Annotated in this window: 23 protein-coding genes; 5 read left to right on the top strand and 18 right to left on the bottom strand. The window is 46.8% G+C overall.

Annotation, left to right across the window (positions count from 1 at the left end):
- Nucleotides 1-111: 111 nt before the first annotated feature.
- Nucleotides 112-1,533 (top strand): aminotransferase-like domain-containing protein, encoded by a 1,422-nt coding sequence (locus MHH92_RS07205; protein WP_235193757.1) that lies wholly within the window; start codon nt 112-114, stop codon nt 1,531-1,533.
- Between the two features lie 139 nt (nt 1,534-1,672).
- Here the strand turns inward: MHH92_RS07205 and MHH92_RS07200 are convergent, their stop codons facing one another.
- The 11 genes from MHH92_RS07200 to cysT all read right to left on the bottom strand — a co-directional run bounded on the left by MHH92_RS07200 (nt 1,673) and on the right by cysT (nt 10,816).
- On the bottom strand, nt 1,673-2,299 hold the full coding sequence (locus tag MHH92_RS07200) for an ABC-2 transporter permease (protein ID WP_100529019.1): 627 nt from the start codon (nt 2,297-2,299) through the stop codon (nt 1,673-1,675).
- Nucleotides 2,292-3,158, bottom strand: coding sequence for an ABC transporter ATP-binding protein (locus tag MHH92_RS07195; RefSeq protein ID WP_036669112.1), 867 nt, complete (start codon nt 3,156-3,158; stop codon nt 2,292-2,294). Before MHH92_RS07195 ends, MHH92_RS07200 begins: the two co-directional genes overlap by 8 nt.
- Before the next feature lie 5 nt (nt 3,159-3,163).
- Nucleotides 3,164-3,538, bottom strand: coding sequence for a GntR family transcriptional regulator (locus tag MHH92_RS07190; protein ID WP_036610760.1), 375 nt, complete (start codon nt 3,536-3,538; stop codon nt 3,164-3,166).
- Between the two features lie 227 nt (nt 3,539-3,765).
- Nucleotides 3,766-4,347 carry an ATP-dependent Clp endopeptidase proteolytic subunit ClpP gene (clpP, locus tag MHH92_RS07185; RefSeq protein ID WP_036610761.1) on the bottom strand — a complete coding sequence of 194 codons (582 nt, stop codon included), beginning with the start codon at nt 4,345-4,347 and terminating at the stop codon, nt 3,766-3,768.
- An 18-nt stretch (nt 4,348-4,365) separates the two neighbouring features.
- Entirely contained in the window at nt 4,366-5,238 is an 873-nt protein-coding gene (locus MHH92_RS07180) for an RNA polymerase sigma factor (RefSeq protein ID WP_340902874.1), read from the bottom strand.
- Between the two features lie 118 nt (nt 5,239-5,356).
- Nucleotides 5,357-6,163 (bottom strand): MBL fold metallo-hydrolase, encoded by an 807-nt coding sequence (locus MHH92_RS07175; protein ID WP_340902872.1) that lies wholly within the window; start codon nt 6,161-6,163, stop codon nt 5,357-5,359.
- A gap of 284 nt (nt 6,164-6,447) precedes the next feature.
- On the bottom strand, nt 6,448-6,894 hold the full coding sequence (locus tag MHH92_RS07170) for a hypothetical protein (RefSeq protein WP_340902870.1): 447 nt from the start codon (nt 6,892-6,894) through the stop codon (nt 6,448-6,450).
- 157 nt (nt 6,895-7,051) lie between these two features.
- Nucleotides 7,052-8,116, bottom strand: a complete 1,065-nt coding sequence (locus MHH92_RS07165; RefSeq protein ID WP_036610768.1) for a sulfate ABC transporter substrate-binding protein — start codon at nt 8,114-8,116, stop codon at nt 7,052-7,054.
- 24 nt (nt 8,117-8,140) lie between these two features.
- Nucleotides 8,141-9,205, bottom strand: coding sequence for a sulfate/molybdate ABC transporter ATP-binding protein (locus MHH92_RS07160; protein ID WP_036610770.1), 1,065 nt, complete (start codon nt 9,203-9,205; stop codon nt 8,141-8,143).
- Between the two features lies 1 nt (nt 9,206).
- Complete coding sequence (locus tag MHH92_RS07155) at nt 9,207-10,004, bottom strand: sulfate ABC transporter permease subunit (protein ID WP_017689977.1); 798 nt, start codon at nt 10,002-10,004, stop codon at nt 9,207-9,209.
- Entirely contained in the window at nt 10,001-10,816 is an 816-nt protein-coding gene (gene cysT, locus MHH92_RS07150; RefSeq protein WP_017689978.1) for a sulfate ABC transporter permease subunit CysT, read from the bottom strand. The genes MHH92_RS07155 and cysT overlap by 4 nt, the downstream gene beginning before the upstream one ends.
- Before the next feature lie 493 nt (nt 10,817-11,309).
- Here cysT and MHH92_RS07145 point away from each other — a divergent pair, with 493 nt between their 5' ends.
- Complete coding sequence (locus MHH92_RS07145; RefSeq protein ID WP_036669103.1) at nt 11,310-11,711, top strand: secondary thiamine-phosphate synthase enzyme YjbQ; 402 nt, start codon at nt 11,310-11,312, stop codon at nt 11,709-11,711.
- Between the two features lie 189 nt (nt 11,712-11,900).
- On the opposite strand, the gene MHH92_RS07140 is transcribed toward MHH92_RS07145, so the two are convergent.
- The 5 genes from MHH92_RS07140 to tkt all read right to left on the bottom strand — a co-directional run bounded on the left by MHH92_RS07140 (nt 11,901) and on the right by tkt (nt 17,419).
- Nucleotides 11,901-12,503 carry a TetR/AcrR family transcriptional regulator gene (locus MHH92_RS07140; RefSeq protein WP_036669101.1) on the bottom strand — a complete coding sequence of 201 codons (603 nt, stop codon included), beginning with the start codon at nt 12,501-12,503 and terminating at the stop codon, nt 11,901-11,903.
- Nucleotides 12,504-12,508: 5 nt separating this feature from the next.
- Entirely contained in the window at nt 12,509-13,141 is a 633-nt protein-coding gene (locus MHH92_RS07135) for a YigZ family protein (protein WP_036669098.1), read from the bottom strand.
- A gap of 176 nt (nt 13,142-13,317) precedes the next feature.
- The gene (locus tag MHH92_RS07130) at nt 13,318-14,673 is read right to left on the bottom strand and encodes a glucose-6-phosphate isomerase (RefSeq protein WP_017689982.1); all 1,356 of its coding nucleotides are present in this window, start codon (nt 14,671-14,673) and stop codon (nt 13,318-13,320) included.
- 236 nt (nt 14,674-14,909) lie between these two features.
- A complete protein-coding gene (gene ppnP / locus MHH92_RS07125) occupies nt 14,910-15,227 on the bottom strand; it encodes a pyrimidine/purine nucleoside phosphorylase (protein ID WP_017689983.1) in 318 nt (105 codons plus the stop codon).
- Between the two features lie 149 nt (nt 15,228-15,376).
- Nucleotides 15,377-17,419 (bottom strand): transketolase, encoded by a 2,043-nt coding sequence (gene tkt / locus MHH92_RS07120; RefSeq protein WP_036610788.1) that lies wholly within the window; start codon nt 17,417-17,419, stop codon nt 15,377-15,379.
- A gap of 437 nt (nt 17,420-17,856) precedes the next feature.
- On the opposite strand from tkt, the gene MHH92_RS07115 reads away from it, so the two are divergent.
- The gene (locus MHH92_RS07115; protein WP_100529924.1) at nt 17,857-18,336 is read left to right on the top strand and encodes a hypothetical protein; all 480 of its coding nucleotides are present in this window, start codon (nt 17,857-17,859) and stop codon (nt 18,334-18,336) included.
- 74 nt (nt 18,337-18,410) lie between these two features.
- On the opposite strand, the gene purU is transcribed toward MHH92_RS07115, so the two are convergent.
- Both purU and MHH92_RS07105 read right to left on the bottom strand, forming a co-directional pair.
- Nucleotides 18,411-19,304: a formyltetrahydrofolate deformylase gene (gene purU / locus MHH92_RS07110; RefSeq protein ID WP_340902861.1), complete on the bottom strand. Its 894-nt coding sequence runs from the start codon at nt 19,302-19,304 to the stop codon at nt 18,411-18,413.
- Nucleotides 19,305-19,346: 42 nt separating this feature from the next.
- Nucleotides 19,347-20,453, bottom strand: coding sequence for a deoxyribonuclease IV (locus tag MHH92_RS07105; RefSeq protein WP_340902858.1), 1,107 nt, complete (start codon nt 20,451-20,453; stop codon nt 19,347-19,349).
- 170 nt (nt 20,454-20,623) lie between these two features.
- Between MHH92_RS07105 and MHH92_RS07100 the strand changes: the two genes are divergently transcribed.
- Both MHH92_RS07100 and MHH92_RS07095 read left to right on the top strand, forming a co-directional pair.
- Entirely contained in the window at nt 20,624-21,091 is a 468-nt protein-coding gene (locus MHH92_RS07100; RefSeq protein ID WP_253506432.1) for a DUF2621 domain-containing protein, read from the top strand.
- A gap of 159 nt (nt 21,092-21,250) precedes the next feature.
- The gene (locus tag MHH92_RS07095) at nt 21,251-22,162 is read left to right on the top strand and encodes a TIGR01777 family oxidoreductase (protein WP_253506428.1); all 912 of its coding nucleotides are present in this window, start codon (nt 21,251-21,253) and stop codon (nt 22,160-22,162) included.
- Nucleotides 22,163-22,168: the final 6 nt, after the last annotated feature.

Here is a 22,168-nt window from a genome sequence, read left to right as displayed (position 1 = left end):
TCCTTTATCTGTTCTCCATCATATCTCATGGTCTACAGAACAGAATGAACAAAACAGAACAGTTTTCTCCCATTAGCTGTTACAATAGAGTTCAAAAGGAGTGTGAGCCGGGTGGGCAGAACCATGATGATGACAGATAACAGCCTGAAATTATATGAGCAAGTAATCCATTATCTCGTTGTACGTATAGAAGCGGGAGAGTGGGCCGAACATGAAAAACTGCCATCTGTACGAAGCCTGTCCGAGCTACTCGGCGTACATCGTCTGACCGTATTCAAAGCCTATCAGGAGTTAAAGGAACGTGGGAGTGTTTATGTTAAGGACAAGTCCGGTTATTATGTCAGTCCAGCAACTCCATTCTCAGTAACGGATCAGGCGGATGATCCCGCCGTGTCAGCCTGGCTGCATTGGGATTCACTTGCACGGGTACAGTCCCTTGAAGCAGAATACCAATTTTCCAAATCGTTAATCGATCCCTCTCTGCTGCCCAACCGGTATTGGGGTGAACTAATGCGTGATCTGCTGGATCAATATCCACGTTTGCTCGGAACGTATTCCACAATTCAGGGAGATCTGGAATTGCGAAGTGCGCTGGCAAGCCATCTAACGAAAAAAGAACGCTTCTACCTCTCTGCAGACGAAGTGCTCATTACTTCGGGGGCGCAGCAAGCGATTGATGTCATCTCGCGGACGCTGGTCAAACCCGGGGATCGGGTGTTGATGGAACGGCCTACGTATGGACCGGCAATGGAGATTTTCCGCAAACAAGGTGCTCGTCTGATCTTTACGGATATTCACTCGGATGGGTATGATCTGGAGCAGATCGAACATCTGATGAAGAGTGAGAAGCCGCGCCTCTTTTATATGACACCGACCTTTCAGAATCCAACCGGCCTTAATGTTCCAGTAGAACAGCGTAAACAGTTACCTGAACTTGCAGAACAGTATGGTTGTTTTCTGCTCGAAGACGACAGTACCTATGATATCTATTTTAAGGAGAAACCTCCTGCACCCATTTTCACCTACGATACTACTGGACACACTCTGTACATCCGCAGTTACAGCAAGTACGTTGCACCCGGGCTACGGATTGCAGCCATCATATGCCGCCAGCGATTCATGCCAGGACTACAGGCTGTAAAATCACTGACAGATAACGGATCGCCCCTTCTGAACCAGAAGCTTTTTCTCCGTTATTTTCAGTCAGAACGTATGCATCAGCATCTATCCAAGCTGCGGACCGCTATCCAGCTACGGATGGAAGTGATGGAACAATCTCTGCTGGAAACGGACTGGACGTGGACCCGGCCGGAGGGCGGACTCAACTTTTGGGTAGAGCTTCCTGAGGGTGTGGATACAGGGAGACTGCTTCACCGATGCATGGAACAATCCGTTGCCTTTGTACCCGGAACCGTATTTGATTCTTCGGATCATTCAGCCAGTCGCAAGCTGCGCCTGTCCTTCTCTTATGCACATGAGCAGCAGATTCGGGAAGGGATGAGCAGGCTCATTACGCTTGCGAAAGAAATGTAACATTTTGATACTCTTGGATTGAAGCCAATCCGAAGAATTTCAAGTGCAATTTGCCACTCGTATCGCTGCATCAAAAAAGTCGCCTTGTGGCGACTTTACTTTTGGTGTTCTATACTCTCTACCTGCACCCGCTCTGTGCTTAAAGGTCTTTTCTTGCAAACAGGCGGATCGTAATAAGATAAGACACTACAAACAAACCTATAATGCCTACAGAAACCGATGCCATTGTCGTTGTGGTAATCATACCGTTCTCGTTGGCCATACTCATGAGGTACGCAACGGGTTGCGCCAGTATAATCATGCAGACCATGAATATCGCATTGATGATACCAGCTCCTTTTTTGCTAAGCCCGTAGAAAAGAGGCATGTATATGGAAACCAGCGCAAGCACCATGCCTATGGAAATGACAATATCCCTAAATGAATAATTCGGCTTGTTCAGTTCAGGATAATTCAGGTTCACAAGCTGGTGAATCCCAAACGACGCGAGTACCCCGAATAACGTATAGATTATAGCAGAAAGGTACTTGGCTTTTACAATCTGTTTGCGGCTAACGGGGAGTGTGACCAGGAAATTGTGATTATGGTTCTTGATATCAATCATGGTTGCCAGCATGACCGAACCAAAGGCTGTGTAGATGCCTACAAAATACATTGACATTTCACTCTTAGGTATAAAGGCGAGACTAAATACCACCAGGTATAACCCAATCGTCCACAGTGAACTTTTTAGTACAATGAAATCTTTACGAAGCAAGTTAAGCATATTTGCGTCCTCCCTTCGCCGTAAAATAAATGAGGTCTTCTAACGTAGGTCTTTGTAAAAGAGCTAACCTTCCAAATAACTGTTCGGCCTCTGCCTTATGATCCGACAATGCTTCAAAACCAACGGCTGTCTCGCGTATTCCGATGAAATGTTTCCGAATGTCGGAATCAAGCAGACCCATATCCCCTTTTACAATCGTATACCTTTCCAGCACATCATCTTTTGCCTCGTTAAACACCAGTTTCCCTTGATGAATAAACGTAATGTAGTCTGCAATACGTTCCAGATCCGTCGTAATATGCGTTGAGAAAATAATAGACCTTGTTTCGTCCTGTATCATATCTGCAAGCAGATCAAGCAGTTCCCGCCTAAACACAGGATCAAGCCCGGATGTCGGTTCATCCATAATCAGCAGATCCGCTTCATGCGACAAAGCTACGGCGAGAGAATACTTAATCTTCATGCCTTTGGACAGATCCTGGATTTTCTTTTTGGGAGACAGTTCGAACTGATCCAAGTAGTCATTGAACGCTTTATTATCCCATTTGGTGTAAAAAGGAGCGATCATTTGTGTCATCTCCCGGATCGTTAGATGCTCATAATAAAAGCATTCATCTGACACAATGCCAAGGCGTTGCTTGATATCAACTTCCTGATTTGGCATCTCACTGCCCAATGTCTTGAGGCTCCCCTTATCGGGCTGGATCAGACCCGTGATCATTTTGATCAAAGTACTCTTTCCCGCCCCATTCGGACCAATAAGTCCCGTGATATACCCTTTTTTCACATCCAGAGATACATTATCTACTTTAAATAAGGGATACGTTTTGGTTACATTACGTAATTCGATAGCGTTCATTATGCTTATTCCTCCTCAACCAACAATGTAAGATGATGGATTACATCCTGTGAACTCATGCCCAGTTCTCTGCTCTCACGAATCACTTCGAGCATCTTCTCTTCCAATTGTTTCATCCGCCGCTCTCGAATAAAGTCCTGATTGGCTCCGGATACAAAGCTCCCTTTGCCTACAACTGAATCGATCAGTTTCTCCTTCTCCAGCTCTTCATAGACACGTTTAGTTGTAATAACACTGACTTGCAGATCCTTGGCGAGCTGCCGAATGGAGGGAAGACTATCTCCAGCAACCAATTCTCCGCTCAAGATGCTCTGTCTGATCTGAGTTAGAATCTGCATGTAGATCGGATCGCTCGAAGCATTCGATATTAAAATGTTAATCTTTCCTCACCTCATTGATGTTACGTAGTTTCCAGTAGGTATAGTGTGTATATATAATATATACACTATACCTACCGATGGTCAATCTTTATTTCACATTATTCTCAATCTGATTCGATCCATAGACACGGGCTAGCTAATCTGGACGACAAAAAGAGGACGTCAGTTTCCTGTTCGTCCTCTTGATTAATCAAGCTCGAAAGGTCATATGACCTCCCAGGCTAATGTTATGTGCTGGATATGACCTTATCCACCAATCCATATTCGACTGCTTCCGCAGCGGTCAGGAAATAGTCTCGATCCGAGTCCTTCTCAATCCGCTCAATTGACTGTCCTGTATGGTCGGCTAACAGCTTGTTAAGACGTTGACGATGCTGAATGATGCGGTTAGCATGAATCAGCATATCGGATGCCTGCCCTCGCGTACCGCCATGTGGCTGATGGATCATGATCTCACTGTTGGGCAGCGCCATACGTTTACCTTTTGTTCCACCTACCAGCAGTATCGTGCCAAAGCTTGCCGCCATACCTGTACAGATCGTGGAGATATCCGGCTTCACAAATTGCATCGTGTCATAGATCGAGAATCCCGCAGTCACCGACCCACCAGGGCTGTTGATGTACATCTGGATGTCCTTTTCCGGGTCCTCTGCAGTCAAAAACAATAACTGGGCCACGATAGCATTTGCCATCTGATCCTCAATTTCTCCGGACACCATAATGATCCGATCTTTGAGCAAACGTGAATAAATATCATAACTCCGCTCTCCGCGAGCTGTCTGTTCCACTACATAGGGCACTACATTCAAGCGTGTCGCCTCCTCGGTTTAGGCAACCATGTTGACCGTGTATCCGCCTCCATACGACATCGAGTTCATGCCAGAAGTAGAGTACCCGTACATCATTGGTTGCATGGTTGGAGACGGCAAAGTCTGCTGCAAAATCGTGCCCGCCACAGCCATCGGATCATCGGTCCGGTTCAGGCACAGATCAATGATTCGGGCTGTATCCCCATTACGAAATGCCAGCAGATAGCTGCGCAGTTCCTCCCGATTGTCCTCCACTGCGCCTTCCTCATACTGCAATTCAGCGTCCGATTGTTCCAACCTGTGCCTCACTTCAGCTATGGCAGAGCGTGCACGACTTAACGCTGCTTTCACAGCACCTTCAGTCGTATCCAGCATTTCCGCAGTCTCTGCCGCCCTATAACCCATTAATTCACGTAATACATATATCACTCGCTGCCACGGTGGTAGCGTATTTACAAGAAGTTGTACGGCAGACTCCAATTCCTCGAATCGCCTTTCCTCCTCCATTTCGTGTAGGAGCGGCTTCAAGCTATCCAGTTTATAAGCCAATCTCTCCCGCTGACGTAAGATATCAATCCAGCTGTTGCGAGCAATACGAATGAGATAAGCTTCCCAGTTTATATCTTTATTCATCCCGGAAGTTCCAACCACTCTCGACGACAATACTTTGAGACAGGTCTCCTGAACCAGATCCTCCGTGTCTGGAACTGATTTCGTCAGAGATAGACAATACGCATACAACGAACCCATCAGATCGGGTAGTACGGTATGGATGCACTGGTTCAATTGATTTTTTCTGTCGTTGCCATTGAATTCAATATCGAATTTATCTTGTTTACCATCATCATGTGGTCTGTTGATTCTGCAATCCACGGACTTCACAAAGGCCATCTTGGGGGCCCCCCTTTGCTGGTTCCTGATTGATTTTGACTTACACTATGTAAACGAAGAACCCCTTGTAAAGGATACGCTCTTCTGAATTTATTTTTGTTACGCTAGTTAAGTTGAGTTACGCATTCGTTTCCAGCTTTAATGTTCCAAGCGGCACCTTCATCCCGGTAAGGGCAATCGTAATACCTTGATCCAGATTATAATTCTGCCGTACATCGACGTCATGAGACATATGTGTAAAATAAGTATGACCTGGCTTCAGTTCCCACAGCAGCTCCTGCGCCTCACGCATATCGTACACGGAACGTGTTGAGAATTCCGCAAGCTCATGCACAAAGCTTGTTCCAAGGACCAGCATATCCAGTCCGTGCAATGGCTCTTTTTCGGATGTCTTCAGGTCAATAGCATCTGAACAGTACGCCCAGCTATACCCGTCTCGATCCAGTCGATAGGCGTACGAATACCCGTTATGTCCATGGCATACTTTCCAGGAATGTACCTTCCAGCCGCCTAGTTCAATATCATCATCCGTTTCCAGAAAGTCCATATGACGACCCAACCAAGGAAACTGTCCCTGAATGGTGGCAATCACTTCACGTGGTGCATACAAACGCCCCTTCACACCCAGCCAGCGGCACGCATCCGCCCATTCCGGCAATCCTCCAATATGGTCAAAATGGGCATGAGTGATGAGCAGCGTATGCACCATACGCAATCCCTGATCCTCCATCTGTGATCTCCAGTCTGGTCCGCAGTCAATCATGAACTGTTCACCCTCATCATCCCCACCACCGTCAATCAGAACAGAAGAGCGTTTCCGTTTATTCTCTCCCGTAAGCCTCGCCTCTGTACATACGTCGCAATCACAATACACACGTGGAACGCCCATCGCATCGCCTGTGCCCAGAAATGTTAGCTGATCCAATCCGCATTCCCCCTGAATTAATGATATGTAGATTGTAATCGTCCACCTCCGTTTTTGCAAAAAAAAAGACCCTCCCGTTGCAGTTCTCCACTGCAATTCGGGACAGTCTGTGGTCTGACCGTTCACCGTCAGACTTTAATTCCATGCTTCGCTCCATTCGGGAGCGTACGCTTCGTCAGCATGTGATGCAACCTTATAAGCGGGTCATCCGCATGAAGATCAGGCCTTACCTTTTAAACAGGCCACGACCGATTAATTCGAGTCACATCCACTCCGCGCTAGAACTATACCAGTGCCCGCAGCTTCAACGTCAGTTCCTGACCCGCAGGTACATCCTTCGAATCCGTAATGACCCAGTTCGATGCAAGCCGCTTCGCCAGTACCTCTGCCTGCTCCGGTTTCAACTGTAATCCGGTGACGATTCCTTCACCCACCGTGAAGTCTTTCTCGGGCTGTACCTTGAAGGCTTTCTCCAACCAGATTCCGAGTCCACCACGCGTGTTAAAGGTAATCCGGTAGCCATCTTTTACTGCTGCCTCCAGATTTTCACCATGCTCATCCGCATACGAGAAAAATTCGTTATATCGGTATTCCTCTTCAGACACGGCGTCAAAAGCGGAAACATCTTTGGCTTGAATGGCTTTTAATATTTCTTCCTCAGGCATCCCCTTACCGCGGGCCTGCTCCAGTCGAATTGCTGTACTTTGGGATAATTTGATTTCTGAACTCATCCAACTCACACCTTCCTGCTAGTACTATGTAACAATCATGATTCAGTATACCTCTATTATAACCTTTTGGCAGTAAAAAACCTCCATCTCTACTTCCATTGAAATGAAGGTTTAGTATCCACATGTTCGGTTACCTATTCGATTACATCAGCAATACTCATAATCCAGCGAGCACCTGATACCACACGCCGCGTTTGGAGTACAACGTACTGCGTACCTCGTCCCATCCACCCAGATAGTTGATATCAAATAGTCCTTCTGGCGTTGGGAATGTCGACTCTGTCTGTGCAAATACATCCGGATCTACTGAACGAAAACCATGCTTGGCAAAAATGCGCTGTGCTTCTGGTGTACGCAGATAGGCGACAAAAGCTTCCGCCAGTTCACGATTCCCATGTTTGTCAGCATATTTATTCACCACAACTGCCGGGTTCTCAATCAGGATCGTATTTTTCGGAATGACGATGTCATAATCTACACCTTTGGCGATCCGGGCAAGCAATTCATTTTCATACGTGACGATGACATCACCGACACCATACTCGAATGCCGCCATCGAAGAACGCCCACTCTTGTCCAATGATTCAACGTTACGATGTACCTGTTCGAGAAAAGCCTTGGCTGCGGCAGGATCTTTCTTCCCCTCTTGCTCCTCCGACAGTTTCAATCCAGCACCGTAAATGGCATTAATGTCCCATTGTGCGCCTCCGGATGTCTTTGGATTAGGGTAGAGCACCTTCACTCCCGGCTTGGTTAAGTCCTGAAAATCACGAATCCCCAGCGGGTTGCCTGCTCTTGTTCCCAGAACAACAATCGAACGGGTGATCATGCCCTCATTAGGGGTCTGTTTCCAATCAGAGCTAACCAGATCGGCTTTGACCAACTTCTCGATATCACTCTCCATCGCGAGCAAGGCCACATCAGCCTCGAATCCACCAACGATGGCTCTTGCCTGTGTGCCCGAAGCTTCATAGGACTCTTGAAAGTTAATCGTCTGTCCGGTTTTTGCCTTCCACTCCTCCTGGAACTTGGGCAGCAATTCGCCTACAGCGTCTTTTGCTACACTATAAGCACCAATCACCAGCGTATTGGATGAATCGTTACCAGAGGGCTCGTTCTGTTCGCTTGACTCCTCCTGCTTGCTGCACCCAGCGGTCATGCAGACGAGCAGAAGCATGAGGGCAACATATAAGAGTATGGCTTTCTTCTTCCTCGTCTGCATGGCAGCCCCTTTCTTCCACTTGATCTAAATCATCACCGGCATCGGATCTTCCTTCAGTCGGTTCTCAACCACCCAACTGTTGGAGTCATTGAACAGGTATGCACGGTGTACAAGGACTCGAATTTGTTGACCGATCTCCAATGTCGTTTTCTCCAGGGAACGATAAGTGATTAACTTATGACCCTGTACGTCCACCTCTACCATCCATTCACTGCCGCGGAAATGAAGATGTTTGACTGTACCTTTTTCCGTTGCAGACAACATGGTGAATTCGTTTTTCAAGCCGATTTCAATATACTCCGGTCGAATCAGCGCTTTGGTATGTTCCCCCTCGACGGCATGTTCGAATCCTTTCAACTGGGAGGCATCCTCCACAACCGTAGACTCCCCGATAAATGTAGCCACAAACGGTGTCTGAGGGTTTTTGTAGATATCCCAAGGTGTGCCCTTCTGTTCGAGACGACCTTGGCTGATAATCATGATTTCGTCCGCCACTTCAATCGCTTCATCCTGGTCATGCGTTACAAATATCGAAGTAATCCCTACCCGTTCAATCAACTCACGCAACCATGAACGCAGTTCCTGACGGATCTTAGCATCAATGGCCGCGAACGGTTCGTCCAGCAATAATAGCTGGGGCTCCGGGGCGAGTGCTCTGGCAAAAGCAACACGCTGACGCTGCCCACCAGACAACTGATGTGGATAGCGCTGTTCGAAACCTTTTAACCCGGTCAGTTCAACAAGTTCCATAACCCGATCACGAATCTGGGCTTTTGGTGTCTTCTTGACCTTGAGTCCAAAGGCGATATTCTCAAATACCGTCATATGTTTGAACAAGGCATAGTTCTGGAATACAAATCCGATGCCCCGCTCCTGTGGAGGCAGATGGTTCACCACTTTTCCATGAAAGCGAATTTCTCCAGAACCCGGATTCTCCAGACCCGCAAGCATCCGTAGAATGGACGTTTTCCCGCCTCCGCTGGGTCCAAGCAGACCGATCAGATGGCCTTTGGCAATATCGAATGAGACATCTTTTACCGCATGAAAATCACCGAAATGTTTGTTCAGATCACGGACTTCTACATGCATATCAATGCACTTCCTTTCGCTTCTTGGCCCATTCCATCATAAGCAGCAGCCCGACGGAGAAGGTGACCAGCACCAATGCCACACCATTTGCGGCAGCCACATTAAAATTCTCAACATCCTGGTACACCAGGGTTGTTGCGGTCTGCGTTTTGTTCATAATATTACCGGATACCACCAGCACTGCACCGAATTCCCCAAGCGAGCGCGCAACCGTCAAGACTAGACCATACACTACCGCCCAGCGGATCGAAGGCCATGTCACACTCCAGAACGTTCTCCAGCCGTAAGCGCCAAGTGTAGATGCGGCCTCCTCTTGCTGGGAACCGAGTTCCTGCAGGACAGGCATAACCTCTCTGACCATCAGTGGAAAGGTAACAAATAACGTTGCGATCACCATACCCGGGAAGGCATAGACCACATTGAATCCAATCCCTTCAAAAAAAGCGCCCATAATGCTGTTAGGTCCCAACATCAACACAATCATCAAACCGCCAATGACAGGAGATACGGCATAAGGCAGGTCTACAATGCTGTTCAGCAGCCCTTTTATCCGTTCACTCAGCCATCCGGCACGAACCAGATACAGAGCCATCATGATGCCAAACAATGTATTTAACAGGGTGACCACCAGAACCACCAGTCCTGTCATCATCAAGGCATGTAACGCCTCAGGACGCATTAACCCTTTCAGGAATCCACCTGCCCCGTCTTCAAATGCGCCAATAAAAATGCGTCCAAGCGGGATTATCAGCAGTACAATAAATACCGCAAACGTCAGTCCGATTAACAGTCGTCTCATCGTCTTCTCCCCCGCATCTGCACCAGATTGATCAGCCAGAGGATCAGGAAGGAGAGCGTCAGGAGCAACACGGATACCGCGGCGGCTCCCGTTGGATTATCACTTTCAATCTCCCCGTAAATAAATACGGAAGCAGTCAGTGTTCTTCCCGGAATGTTACCAGCCACCAGCACAACAGCCCCGAATTCAGCCAGTCCTCTGGAGAAAGCCAACATCCCCCCACTGATCATGCCAGGTGCCATGGAAGGCAGAATAACCTGCATGAACGTGCGAGCCTTGGATGCCCCCATCGTGTACGAGGCCTCTTCCTCGGAAGGATCGATTTCTTCCAGCAAAGGCTGCACTGCACGGATAACAAACGGAAACGTGACAAAGGTCATCGCGATAACAATGGCGGGCTGGTGAAATACAATCTCAAATCCCATGGATTCTGCCAGTTTCCCGATGGCACTGACCGGACCCAAAAGCAACATAATCATCAAGCCGCCCACCGCTGTTGGCAGTGCAAACGGGAGATCAACCAGACTGTTAAGAAACGATCGGCCCACAAAGCGATACCTTGTCAACACCCAGGCGATCATCGTGCCCAAAACCACATTAATCAGCGTGGCAATGACGGCCAGCCGAATGGTCAGCAGTACGGCTTTCCACGCGATGGGGTCCATAATGCTCTGAACAAAGTTGCTCCATCCTTCAGAGAAGGAATTGACGTACACACCGATGATTGGAAGTACAATAAGTACGATAAAATATAACAATACGGTACTGCGGAATCCCCAAGTCCATCCCTTATGACGAAGAACGGTATTCATTGCTGCGTTCCCTCCCAGCCTCCGGCTTTAGCTCCGGTCGGCAGTCTTCCTGGATTTAATACGACATTTTTCCTAAGTTGGATGATATTACTTTAATATTATTCCCATTAGTCTACTTGGTTTTGCTTTTCTGATACTTTACCAGTTTGCAGTGCTAATCGTCAATGCTTTTATTGAATATAATTGGGCCTCATATGAGAACGATTAATAAAAATCGCACTGTACACTGCGCAGCCAGAACAACCTTCCGATCACTGTTATCCCCAGATTTCTTTGATCCCCTTTTTAAGGGGAAATCCGGTGATAAAGGCGAAACTTATGCTTCCGAAGCAGCTTTCCTACAGAAAGCTTTTAGCTTCCGCTTCTTCAGGTTATTTCTGACCTCTCCGTTATTGCGCGATTCAAATATCCGTCTTCATATGTGGTTTGTTTGGTATGTAGTGGTTAAGGTACAATCGAGGGTAAGAAATGAGATCCTAAGGAGTGATTTAACATGTTATACAAGAAGAATATATCCACTTCCACACGAGATGAAATGAAGGATATCACATGGGACGTAAAGCAGGTTGTCCAGAGTAGCGGGGTGCAGAATGGGACGGTGCTCATCTACTGTCCACATACGACGGCAGGTATTGCCATCAACGAAAATGCAGACCCGGATGTGAAACACGATGTCTTGTTACGCCTGGATGAGGTGTACCCCTGGGAGCATCCCGAATATCGACATGCCGAAGGCAATACAGCCTCTCATCTGAAATCGATCACAACAGGACCATCACAGACGGTGATTATTCACGAAGGCAGACTGCTGCTTGGCCGCTGGCAAGGCATTTACTTTTGCGAATTCGATGGACCACGTGAGCGGGAGTACTTTCTCAAAATCATGGAAGGTTAGTTGGGTCCAATAGGCCTGCCACCTACTCGTTCATTTTTGCAAACACAAACAGGCGGTCCACCCTCATTTCGGGTCGGAGCCGCCTGACTTGGTCTACTGCGCATATTAACTTTCGCGAGACAACGTTATAAAGAATTAAAGTTATGACAAATCACCGCCCTGAAGTGTAGGGGTGCAACAACAGCGCCATTATTGGTCGCCAGGCTGCTGACCCAGATTGCGGCACAGCACTTTGACATGAGACAGCGCAGACGATTCAATCTCCACAAACGTTAAACGGTCCTGAATGTAATAAGAAATGAATCCGTGCATAGCCAAAAATAGCGTACGCGGTACCCTTTGAATATCCTCTTCCGTACAGTTCGCTTCATTCATATACTGCCTTATAATCGATGCAAACAATTCGAAGCAACGTCCCTGTTCGGTACGACAATAAGACAACAGTTCTTCGTCCCTGATCATAAACATAATTTCGTATTGGTATGGATTCTCCAGACCAAAGCGAATAAACTCCATCATAATGTGCTCTACCTTGCTCACATCATCACGAACTGGCCTGACCATGGCTTGTAGCAGCAAATGCCCCAAATGATTGAAATCTTCAACCACGATGGCATAGAACAGCTCTGCCTTTTCCTTAAAGTGATAATACAGCGACCCATGACTATAGCCCAGATGCTGGCCGATGCTTCGCATCGAAATGGCGCGGTATCCTTTGGTAATAAAAAGGTGCCTCGCCGCCTCCAGTATCCGCTCCCTCGACAACTCCTGTTCGACTGCTCTTCTAGCCATATATTTTATTCCCCTTCAATAAAATAAAGCCGCTGTCCCTCCGTGATCCGGGATTGCCCTTGCGTCAAATCCGTGATCCAGGCTATAAAAGCCTCGGTTTCACTATCCGGCGGAAGACAAGTCAACGTAACCTTATCGGTGAATCCAGTTTCACCTGTACGGACTTCCCGGCTTCTTAACTCATTTTCCACTTTACCCAGCCACGTATAATCCAGTTCAACAAACACTTCACGATGCAGCACGTTGGTAATGGCTTCTCCGGCTTCAATGGCTGCTACAGCTCCATCCGTATAAGCACGAATTAACCCGCCAGCTCCAAGCATAATTCCCCCGAAGTATCGCGTAACCACAATTGCCACATTTTTTAATTTCTGATTTTTGATCACTTCAAGAATGGGTTTCCCTGCTGTTCCGCTGGGTTCACCGTCATCGGATTGCTTCTGGATCTCGTCCCGCTCCCCAATCATGTATGCAGAGCAGTTATGAGTTGCATTCCAATGTTTTTTCTTGATCTCATCGATGAAGGCAACAGCCTCTTCCTCTGTCGTGACCGGCATAATATGACCGATAAATCGCGACTTCTTGATTACAATTTCCAGATTGCCCGGTCCTCGAACCGTGCGATAACGTTCAATCATCCTAAATCCAACTTTCTGATCTTTTCCTGAGTCCATTTTACAAGAAAGCAGTTCACCGCGCGAACGCGGACGAACTGCCCTGGTTATCTACATCCGGGAACCCTGCATCTTACACAAACAGTGATTACCGGTTAGATTTACATTACCTTATTCAACTATATGAGCAGACCGATGAATTATTCGGAAAGTCTCGCTTCGAGCGCTGCTTTCTCTTCTTCAAAGCCTGGTTTGCCCAGCAATGCGAACATATTTTTCTTGTAAGCTTCCACGCCTGGTTGGTCAAATGGATTGACGCCCAGCAGGTAGCCACTGATACCGCATGCTTTTTCAAAGAAGTATACCAGATATCCGAAAGAATATGGAGTCATATCTGGAATGTTCACAATCAGGTTTGGTACTTGACCATCTGTATGTGCAAGCAGTGTTCCTTGGAACGCTTTTTTGTTAACAAAGTCCATAGTTTTTCCTTCAAGGAAGTTCAAACCATCCAGATCGTCCGGATCGGATTTGATTGAGATATGCTCAGCAACTTCAGTAACCTGGATAACAGTTTCGAAGATATTCCGGCTACCTTCCTGGATGAATTGACCCATGGAGTGCAAGTCTGTAGAGAAATCAACAGATGCAGGATAGATCCCTTTGTAGTCTTTACCTTCACTCTCTCCAAACAGTTGTTTCCACCACTCGGACACGAAGTGCAGGGATGGCTCATAGTTTACAAGGATCTCAGTGCCTTTGCCTTTGCGATACAATGCGTTACGAACAGCAGCATATTGATATGCTTCATTCTCAGCTACGTTCGGGTTGCTGTATTCTTTGGATGCGTCAGCCGCACCTTGCATCATTTCTTCGATGCTGATACCAGCTGCTGCGATTGGCAGCAAACCTACAGCTGTCAGAACGGAGTAACGTCCACCTACATCATCCGGGATAATGAAAGATTCGTATCCTTCTGCATTTGCCAGTTCTTTCAATGCACCGCGCGCTTTGTCTGTTGTAGCATAGATGCGTTTGCGTGCTTCTTCTTTACCATATTTCTCTTCCAGTGCTGCACGGAAGATACGGAAAGCAATTGCCGGCTCTGTTGTTGTACCTGATTTGGAGATAACGTTAACGGAGAAATCTTTACCTTCAACCAGATCCAGCAAATGAGTTACATATGTTGAACTGATATTGTTTCCTGCAAAATAGATTTCAGGCGTTTTGCGTTTGTCTTTTGGCAGATTGTTATAGAACGAGTGAGTCAGCATTTCAATCGCTGCACGTGCACCCAGGTATGATCCACCGATACCGATAACGATGAGTACTTCGGAGTCGCTTTGGATTTTGGCAGCCGCTTTTTGAATGCGAGCAAACTCTTCTTTGTCATAAGCCGTTGGCAGGTCAATCCAGCCCAGATAATCGGAGCCTGTTCCTGTTCCGTTGTGAAGCTGCTCATGAGCCAGACGAATCGGTTCTGCGAAATAATCCACTTCGTGCTGATTTACAAATTGCAATGCCGTGCTATAGTCAAATGTCACTTTTTTTGCCATGATCTCAAAAACCTCCTGATTTCGATTATAGTGCGTGTTCAAACTTTGTAATCAAAAGCGGACTTTTTGAACAACCTCTTATATTATGTCCGTATTCCATTCTAAACAACTTGCCTTAAGGATACTTCAAATCCACGGGGCTGACAAGCTTGCAGCTCGAACTTTGTCGTTAGAATTCAAGAAGCAAAAAGGGTAAACCGAATCCGCGGGTTGCGGTTCTGCTTACCCTTCTTATGTTATTCCGCCGGGTACGAGCAGACGTAGTCAGTAACGCTGCGTATCTCCAGTTTAAATTTGGATTCGGCAGGCACGTGGAACGTAGCTTGGCCTTGAATCTCTTGCCACTCTTCTTCTCCGGGAAGCAATACTTTCAGATCTCCGGACAGAATCTCCATAATTTCACGGGAATCCGTACCGAACTCATAACTGCCTGGAAGCATGATGCCCAGAGTCACTTTGCTGCCATCCCCCAAAATAACCGTTCTGCTGGTTACCTGACCATCATAATAAATGTTGGCCTCTTTCACTACACTGACTTGATCGAATTGTGACATGCGTACCCGCTCCCCTGAAGTTAATGAAAACAAAAGGCAAAACAGATCAGGGCGATCATGAGTCACCGCCCATCTCTGCGGAAATAACTTACTGCCATGGATCAGGACAGCATGACGCCCTCCCAATCATAGCAGCGCTTATGAAGCTATTACAGCAATGCTTTTACGCGGCTAACCACGTTATCCACTGTAAAGCCATATTCTTGGATAACACGGTCGCCAGGCGCGGATGCACCAAATGTGCTGATTCCGAGAATGTCACCTTGATCTCCAACATATTTCTCCCAGCCCATTGGATAAGCCATTTCGATTGCAAGACGAGCTTTAACATCCGGAAGAAGAACGGACTCTTTATAAGCTTTGTCTTGTTTCTCGAACAGATCCCAGCTTGGCATGCTGATTACGCGAACTTGGATGCCTTGTTCTGCAAGTGCTGCTTGAGCTTTAACAGCCAATTGCACTTCAGAACCTGTAGCGATAATTTGTGCTACCGCTTTGCCATCTTTTGCATCAGAGACAACATAAGCACCACGTTTCACGTTCTCACGTGAACCTTCAACCGTACCTTCCAGGATCGGCAGGTTTTGACGAGTGAGTACGAGTGCAACCGGGTTGCTCTTGTTCTCAAGCGCGTAAGCCCAAGCAGCCGAAGTTTCATTACCATCAGCCGGACGAATAACCGTCAGGTTAGGAATGATACGCAGGGATGCCAATTGCTCGATCGGTTCGTGCGTAGGACCGTCTTCACCAACAGCGATACTGTCGTGAGTCAGAACATACGTTACAGGCAATCCCATCAGGGCAGCCAGACGAACAGCCGGACGCAGGTAATCGGTAAATACGAAGAACGTACCTCCGAATACTTTCACACCGCTGTGCAGTGCCATACCGTTCATTGCTCCAGCCATACCGAATTCACGGATACCGAAGTAGATGTTACGGCCGGAGTAATCTTCAGGTGTGAAGTTCTCCAGGTTGTTCAAGTGAGTCATTGTGGAGCTTTCCAAGTCAGCAGATCCACCTGTCAGTTGTGGCACGTTGTGCGCCAGACCGTTCAGAGCGTTACCGGATGCTACACGAGTGGAAAGAGCTTTGTCTGTTGCTGCATATTTAGGAAGATCACGGTCCCAACCTTCTGGAAGGTCGCCGTTAATCGCTGTTTCGAATTGAGCTGCCAGCTCAGGGAAAGCTTTTTTGTACTCGGCAAATTTCTCGTCCCATGCTTTGTTAGCAGAGATACCACGATCTTTCACTTGTGCAAAGTGATCGCGAACTTCAGCTGGTACGTGGAAGTTTTCTTCGTAAACCCATTTGTAATACTCTTTAGTCAATTTGGCTTCGTCTGCACCCAGTGGAGATCCGTGAGTACCGCCGTGGCCGCCTTTACCTTGTTTGTTCGGGCTACCATAACCGATAACCGTTTTAACTTCGATCAGTGTAGGACGCAGTGTATCTGCTTGACCTTCCTGAATTGCTTTTTCGATTGCAGGCAGATCGTTACCATCTTCAACGCGCAGCACTTGCCAGCCATAAGCTTCAAAACGCTTCGCGATGCTTTCGGAAGAAGACAGATCCAATTTACCATCCAACGTGATGTCATTGGAGTCGAACAACATGATCAGTTTGCCCAGGTGCAAACGTCCAGCCAGGGAAGCTGATTCATGAGATACGCCTTCCATCAAGTCGCCATCACCACAGATTGCGTAAGTGTAGTGGTCAACTACGTTGAATTTGTCTTTATTGTATGTTGCGCCCAGTTGAGCTTCAGCCATCGCCATACCTACAGCCATTGCAATACCTTGACCCAGTGGGCCGGTTGTTGCATCAACACCTGCAGTATGTCCGAATTCCGGGTGACCCGGAGTTTTGCTTCCCCATTGACGGAACTGTTTCAGTTCTTCCATTGGAAGATCATATCCGCTCAGGTGCAGCAAGCTGTACAGCAACATGGAGCCATGTCCTGCAGACAGGACAAAACGGTCCCGGTTAACCCAAGTTGGGTGGTCCGGGTTATGAGTCATCGTTTTTGCAAAAAGTTGGTACCCCATTGGAGCGGAGCCCATCGGCATACCCGGATGTCCGGAATTTGCCTTCTCAATTGCATCAATCGCCAAAGTACGTACGGTAGTAATCGACAGGTTGTCGATTGTAGTGTTCTCGTCCTTTTGAATCGCTTCGTTCTTGTCAGTCATGGTTTGTCCTCCTCATGTCTTTAGATAAGTCGGGTGCGCAAGCGTATCCCTCTCATCATACAAGCAAACCGAATTTCACAATAAGTGAATCCGCTTGAGTGTTTCATTTTGACTTATTCACTTTTGTATTGTATCACTTGGCGTGAAGCTTTTCCATAACCTTCTTTTAGAAGTTCGTGAAAAATCGGTGGTTTGTGATGAATAATCCTTGGCCTATCAAGCAAAAATCGTATTGTACAAGGTACTAAATTCCAAAAACAGACTTAAGGAGCCTCGCAAATCCATCGCATGAAGTATAACCTTTAACCTGAAAACCATGCATTTTTTAGATATTCATCCTCAATTCACATATAATGTTCCTTAATATGGATTACAAAATTCGGGCTGTGGTTTACTTTTTTCAGATGTACACGCGTCAATCATAGGAGGTCTCGATCATGCCAGATCCTGCTGCTCACCCATCAACATCGGCAAAACACTCATTACCCTGGATATCCGGTATTTTAACGGGAATTCTCTCGGGAGTTGTCCTGGGATTTTTCCTCAAAATGATTCAGGCCATCACAGGTGAACAAGTATACACTCTGCTGCTGAATATTGATTTTGTGCCTGGTCTTCCGCCAACCTTACCCGAATTCATTGAATTTGCTTTGCATCTCATCGTGTCCGTTGTCATCGGTATCTTCTATCTGTGGTGGGTAAGGCATTCAGGCCGCCCTATGATCAAAGGGATTTTACTTGGTGCAGTCTCGTCCTTGCTCTATATCCCACTCTCTCAATTGTCATCACGTGTGCCAGACCTGTACGATGTGTCCGCCATCCTCTACTGGATTGTAGGACATCTGCTGTTTGGTATTATGCTTGGCTTGTGCGGAAAGTATATCAACACAACAAAAAAAGCGACTCCCGTTTCGTAAACGAATTGGGGTCGCTTTATTGTTAGTCTATTACGTGGTTCCGAATCAACCTTGCACAGTATTAAAGCGTGAGCTTAAAATACAACGGTTTTATTTTCGTGAACAAGAACACGGTCTTCGACATGCCATTTCACGGCACGTGCGAGCACAACACGCTCAATGGTACGTCCAATACGCTTCAGCTCGGTTACATCGTCCCCGTGGCTTACACGCTGCACATCCTGTTCAATAATCGGGCCGCCATCCAGTTCTTCCGTAACATAGTGCGCTGTCGCACCGATAATTTTGACACCGCGGTTGTACGCCTGCGCATACGGTTTACCACCCACGAAGGCTGGCAGGAACGAATGGTGAATATTAATGATTCGATTGCGGTAATGCTCAATGAACATCGGAGAGATAATCTGCATGTAACGAGCCAGAATGATCACATCCACATCGTTGCCGATGACGTCCAGTTGGCGCTGTTCCGCTTCTTTTTTCGTATCTGCTGTAACTGGGATATGATGATATGGAATGCCAAATGATTCTACATAGTCCTTCATGTCCAGATGGTTGCTGACCACAAGCGCAATATCTGCATCCAGGTCGCCTGCCTGCCATTGCCACAACAATTCAACCAGACAGTGATCTTCTTTGGATACAAAGATAGCCAGTTTCTTCTTGCGGCTGACCGCAGATAACGTCCATTCCATCTGGAAACGGCTTGCTACTTCTGCAAAATCAGCTTCCAGTTTCGGCATATTGACCAACAATTGCGGAAGATCAAACTCAATCCGCATAAAGAACATGCCGCCAGCAGGGTCCATTGTATACTGGTCCGACTGAACAATGTTTGCACCATGCTGGTGCAGGAAATGAGATACGGCAGCTACAATTCCTGGACCATCAGGACAGGAAATAAGCATGCGCGCACGATCGGCGCGGTTTTTAGAATCAGGGCGTACTTGTTTAGCGTGGATCTCCATCGGGTTATTCTTCCTCCTTCAATTAAGCCATGACCTGCGGGATTAACCCGCAAGCCATGCAATCAAGCGATGATTCAGTTGTTCTTCATTCAAATGCGGGAATAGTGCAGCTTCAGTCACCATGTCATAGAGGCGTTCCAGCGGTTCGCGCGGATCTGCCTTTTTGGCTTTGGCATCATTTTTGAGCAACGTCCACACATCCAGAATATACGAACGAGACTCAATCTCTTTACCTTTGAAAAAGTGTTGCAACTGTTCTACTTCTGTCAGGAATTCCTGGCCAAATCGACCGGCAACATCCCCACGAAGCAGGGCAATCTCCACCTCATACATTGGACGCTGTGTCTTGGCCTCTTTACCAATCCAAGGTGTCTCCAGAATAAATGGACGTCCTTGAAGCTTCTCATGGTTGACTATGCGGTTAATCGCTTCAAACCCGATCCAGCCAGAGCCAATTGGTGTATGACGGTCCTTGTGCGCACCCACAGCATTCTTACTATCATTAATATGCATTACGGCAATGCGGTCAAGTCCTACCGTACGATCGAATTGTTCCAATACACCGTCAAAATCATTAACGATATCATATCCGGCATCATGAATGTGGCATGTATCCATACACACAGTCAGGCGCTCGTTATACGTTACTTTCTCAATAATCTGAGCGATTTCTTCGAAACTGCGACCCATTTCCGTACCTTTGCCAGCCATGGTTTCCAGAGCGATGTTTACATCCGTCTCTTTCACACCTTCCAGCACTTCATTCAACCCTTCTGCGATCCGTCCGATCCCATAGTGGGCATCTTTGTCTGTAAATGCGCCGGGATGTAATACGATGTTCTTCACACCAATAGCATGTGTCCGACGAATCTCTTCCTGAAGGAAATCTACAGCCAGTCTAAACGTGTTGTCTTTGTATGAACCAAGATTAATAATGTACGGTGCATGGACAACGATATCTTTCATTCCACCCTCTTGCATGGCAACCTTGCCTTCTTCAATATACATGGACTCAATTGGCTTGCGACGTGTATTCTGTGGTGCACCCGTATATATCATAAACGAACTGGAACCGTACGAGGACGCTTCCTTCGTTGCACTCAATAATCCCTTGTCCGAAAAGGACACGTGGGAGCCGATTTTCAGCATTATTGATCCCCCTTATTCTGAATTATCCCTTATTCTAACGCGATTATCGAAATAAATCTAGAAATGCGCTATAATTCGGGATAGAGGCTATTTTTGACAGCTAATATGTGGAACATGGGTAGACGGAATCCGTCTTTCCGTGAAAATCAATGAACCGAGGTGACTCCGCAATGATTTTCGACTCCTACGCGATGATACTGACCAGCTATTCCCCCAGCAATTGGTTTATGAATACGATCGCATTCTGGACTTTTTTATTGCTAGGCAGCATGTGTATCGGTGGATTTTTCATGATGCGCAAGTTTTTGAAAGTGCTACCAAAAGCAGACGGAAAGTCCAAACTGGATTGGCAGAATTATTGGGTTGAAGCCAGCCGTCACTTATGGACAGATGAAGCCAAAGCTTTTTTGGATCAACTAGTGGAGCCTGTGCCCGGGCCATTTCGTGACATCGCCAAACATTCCATTGCTGCAGAGATCGGTAAGATTGCAGTCGAAGACAATGCCACGGAAGTATCGAGAGATCATTGCATCAAAGGATACATTATTGCCACACCGAAGCGGGATAATAAGTTTTTGGTAAAATTTTTGGAGAAAAACAAAATCGATTATTCCCCTTATCAACATTTGATTAAATAAAATAAAAGATGAGTTAAGTGGCATATAGATTTGGTTAATTAGATACAGATATGCTCCGTCAGGTAAGTTGTTCCCAACAGGCATTGCTTACCGTACGGGGCTGTTTGTCGATCCAACGGTATGTATCAGCGCAGTGAAAATACAGAGAGGATGTTTGATATGAAAATTGCCATTTGTGGGGGTACCGGATTTGTGGGAGGAGCACTTGTAGATTACTGGCTGCAAGCCGGGCACCATGTGAAAGTTATTACACGAAAACTGCCTGACTTGCATAATCCAAGTAAAAATCTTACATATATATCGTGGGAACAAGTCGAAGAACAACCTCACTTGCTGGAAGGTATGGACGCTCTTGTTAACCTTGCCGGAGAAACACTGAATCAACGTTGGACAACCAAGGCGAAGCTGGAGATTGTTGAATCCAGAGTCACGACCGTAGCGCGGGTAGCCCGATTGGTAGAATCCCTTGAACAAAAGCCGGAAGTGGTCGTCCAGGCTTCTGCCATGGCCATCTATGGAACCTCTCCTAACGAAATCTTTGACGAAAGCAGTCCGCAAAAATCAATGAATTTCCCCTCCCGGGTCTCGGAACAATGGGAAGTTGCAGCAGATGCAATCAAAAATGTAAGACTCGTTAAAATCCGGGTAAGTCTTGTTCTTGGACATAAAAGAGGTGCTTTTCCATTGATGAAACTTCCTTATATGCTGGGTGTTGGTGGCAAGATCGGCAGTGGCAAGCAATGGACCAGCTGGATTCACATTATGGATATCGTAAGACTCATTGATTTTAGCATTCAAAATAAACAAGTGTCAGGTCCGGTCAATGCTTCCTCACCCAATCCTGTTACCAATGATGAATTCGGTCGTACGGTCGGTAAAGTGTATCATCGCCCTCACTGGTTCCCCGTACCCAGCTTCCTGATTAAAACCTTGGTCGGAGAACTATCCGTTGTCGTGCTTCAAGGGCAGAGAGTCATTCCGCAAAAAGCTCTCGACCACGGATTCCAGTTCACCTTCCCAACCTTAACCCAGGCACTGGAAGATCTGAAGCACCGCGGCTTATCTGACTGATTGAAC

The organism is Paenibacillus sp. FSL M7-1414 (genome assembly GCF_038003195.1).
In the GTDB taxonomy this organism is placed as follows: domain Bacteria; phylum Bacillota; class Bacilli; order Paenibacillales; family Paenibacillaceae; genus Paenibacillus; species Paenibacillus amylolyticus.
The sequence above is the reverse complement of the archived record's forward strand: the minus strand, read 5'-3'. Positions and strand labels throughout refer to the sequence as shown.

What these genes read in the sequence shown, in the direction of transcription:
- MHH92_RS07130 (WP_017689982.1), bottom strand. Translation starts at nt 14,673, where the DNA reads ATGGCAAAAAAAGTGACATTTGACTATAGCACGGCATTGCAATTTGTA.
- tkt (WP_036610788.1), bottom strand. Translation starts at nt 17,419, where the DNA reads ATGACTGACAAGAACGAAGCGATTCAAAAGGACGAGAACACTACAATC.
- cysT (WP_017689978.1), bottom strand. Translation starts at nt 10,816, where the DNA reads ATGAATACCGTTCTTCGTCATAAGGGATGGACTTGGGGATTCCGCAGT.
- MHH92_RS07170 (WP_340902870.1), bottom strand. Translation starts at nt 6,894, where the DNA reads ATGAGTTCAGAAATCAAATTATCCCAAAGTACAGCAATTCGACTGGAG.
- MHH92_RS07160 (WP_036610770.1), bottom strand. Translation starts at nt 9,205, where the DNA reads ATGCATGTAGAAGTCCGTGATCTGAACAAACATTTCGGTGATTTTCAT.
- MHH92_RS07100 (WP_253506432.1), top strand. Translation starts at nt 20,624, where the DNA reads ATGATTTTCGACTCCTACGCGATGATACTGACCAGCTATTCCCCCAGC.
- MHH92_RS07180 (WP_340902874.1), bottom strand. Translation starts at nt 5,238, where the DNA reads ATGGCCTTTGTGAAGTCCGTGGATTGCAGAATCAACAGACCACATGAT.
- MHH92_RS07155 (WP_017689977.1), bottom strand. Translation starts at nt 10,004, where the DNA reads ATGAGACGACTGTTAATCGGACTGACGTTTGCGGTATTTATTGTACTG.
- MHH92_RS07165 (WP_036610768.1), bottom strand. Translation starts at nt 8,116, where the DNA reads ATGCAGACGAGGAAGAAGAAAGCCATACTCTTATATGTTGCCCTCATG.
- MHH92_RS07195 (WP_036669112.1), bottom strand. Translation starts at nt 3,158, where the DNA reads ATGAACGCTATCGAATTACGTAATGTAACCAAAACGTATCCCTTATTT.
- MHH92_RS07095 (WP_253506428.1), top strand. Translation starts at nt 21,251, where the DNA reads ATGAAAATTGCCATTTGTGGGGGTACCGGATTTGTGGGAGGAGCACTT.
- MHH92_RS07145 (WP_036669103.1), top strand. Translation starts at nt 11,310, where the DNA reads ATGTTATACAAGAAGAATATATCCACTTCCACACGAGATGAAATGAAG.
- MHH92_RS07135 (WP_036669098.1), bottom strand. Translation starts at nt 13,141, where the DNA reads ATGATTGAACGTTATCGCACGGTTCGAGGACCGGGCAATCTGGAAATT.
- purU (WP_340902861.1), bottom strand. Translation starts at nt 19,304, where the DNA reads ATGGAGATCCACGCTAAACAAGTACGCCCTGATTCTAAAAACCGCGCC.
- MHH92_RS07200 (WP_100529019.1), bottom strand. Translation starts at nt 2,299, where the DNA reads ATGCTTAACTTGCTTCGTAAAGATTTCATTGTACTAAAAAGTTCACTG.
- ppnP (WP_017689983.1), bottom strand. Translation starts at nt 15,227, where the DNA reads ATGTCACAATTCGATCAAGTCAGTGTAGTGAAAGAGGCCAACATTTAT.
- MHH92_RS07140 (WP_036669101.1), bottom strand. Translation starts at nt 12,503, where the DNA reads ATGGCTAGAAGAGCAGTCGAACAGGAGTTGTCGAGGGAGCGGATACTG.
- MHH92_RS07115 (WP_100529924.1), top strand. Translation starts at nt 17,857, where the DNA reads ATGCCAGATCCTGCTGCTCACCCATCAACATCGGCAAAACACTCATTA.
- MHH92_RS07105 (WP_340902858.1), bottom strand. Translation starts at nt 20,453, where the DNA reads ATGCTGAAAATCGGCTCCCACGTGTCCTTTTCGGACAAGGGATTATTG.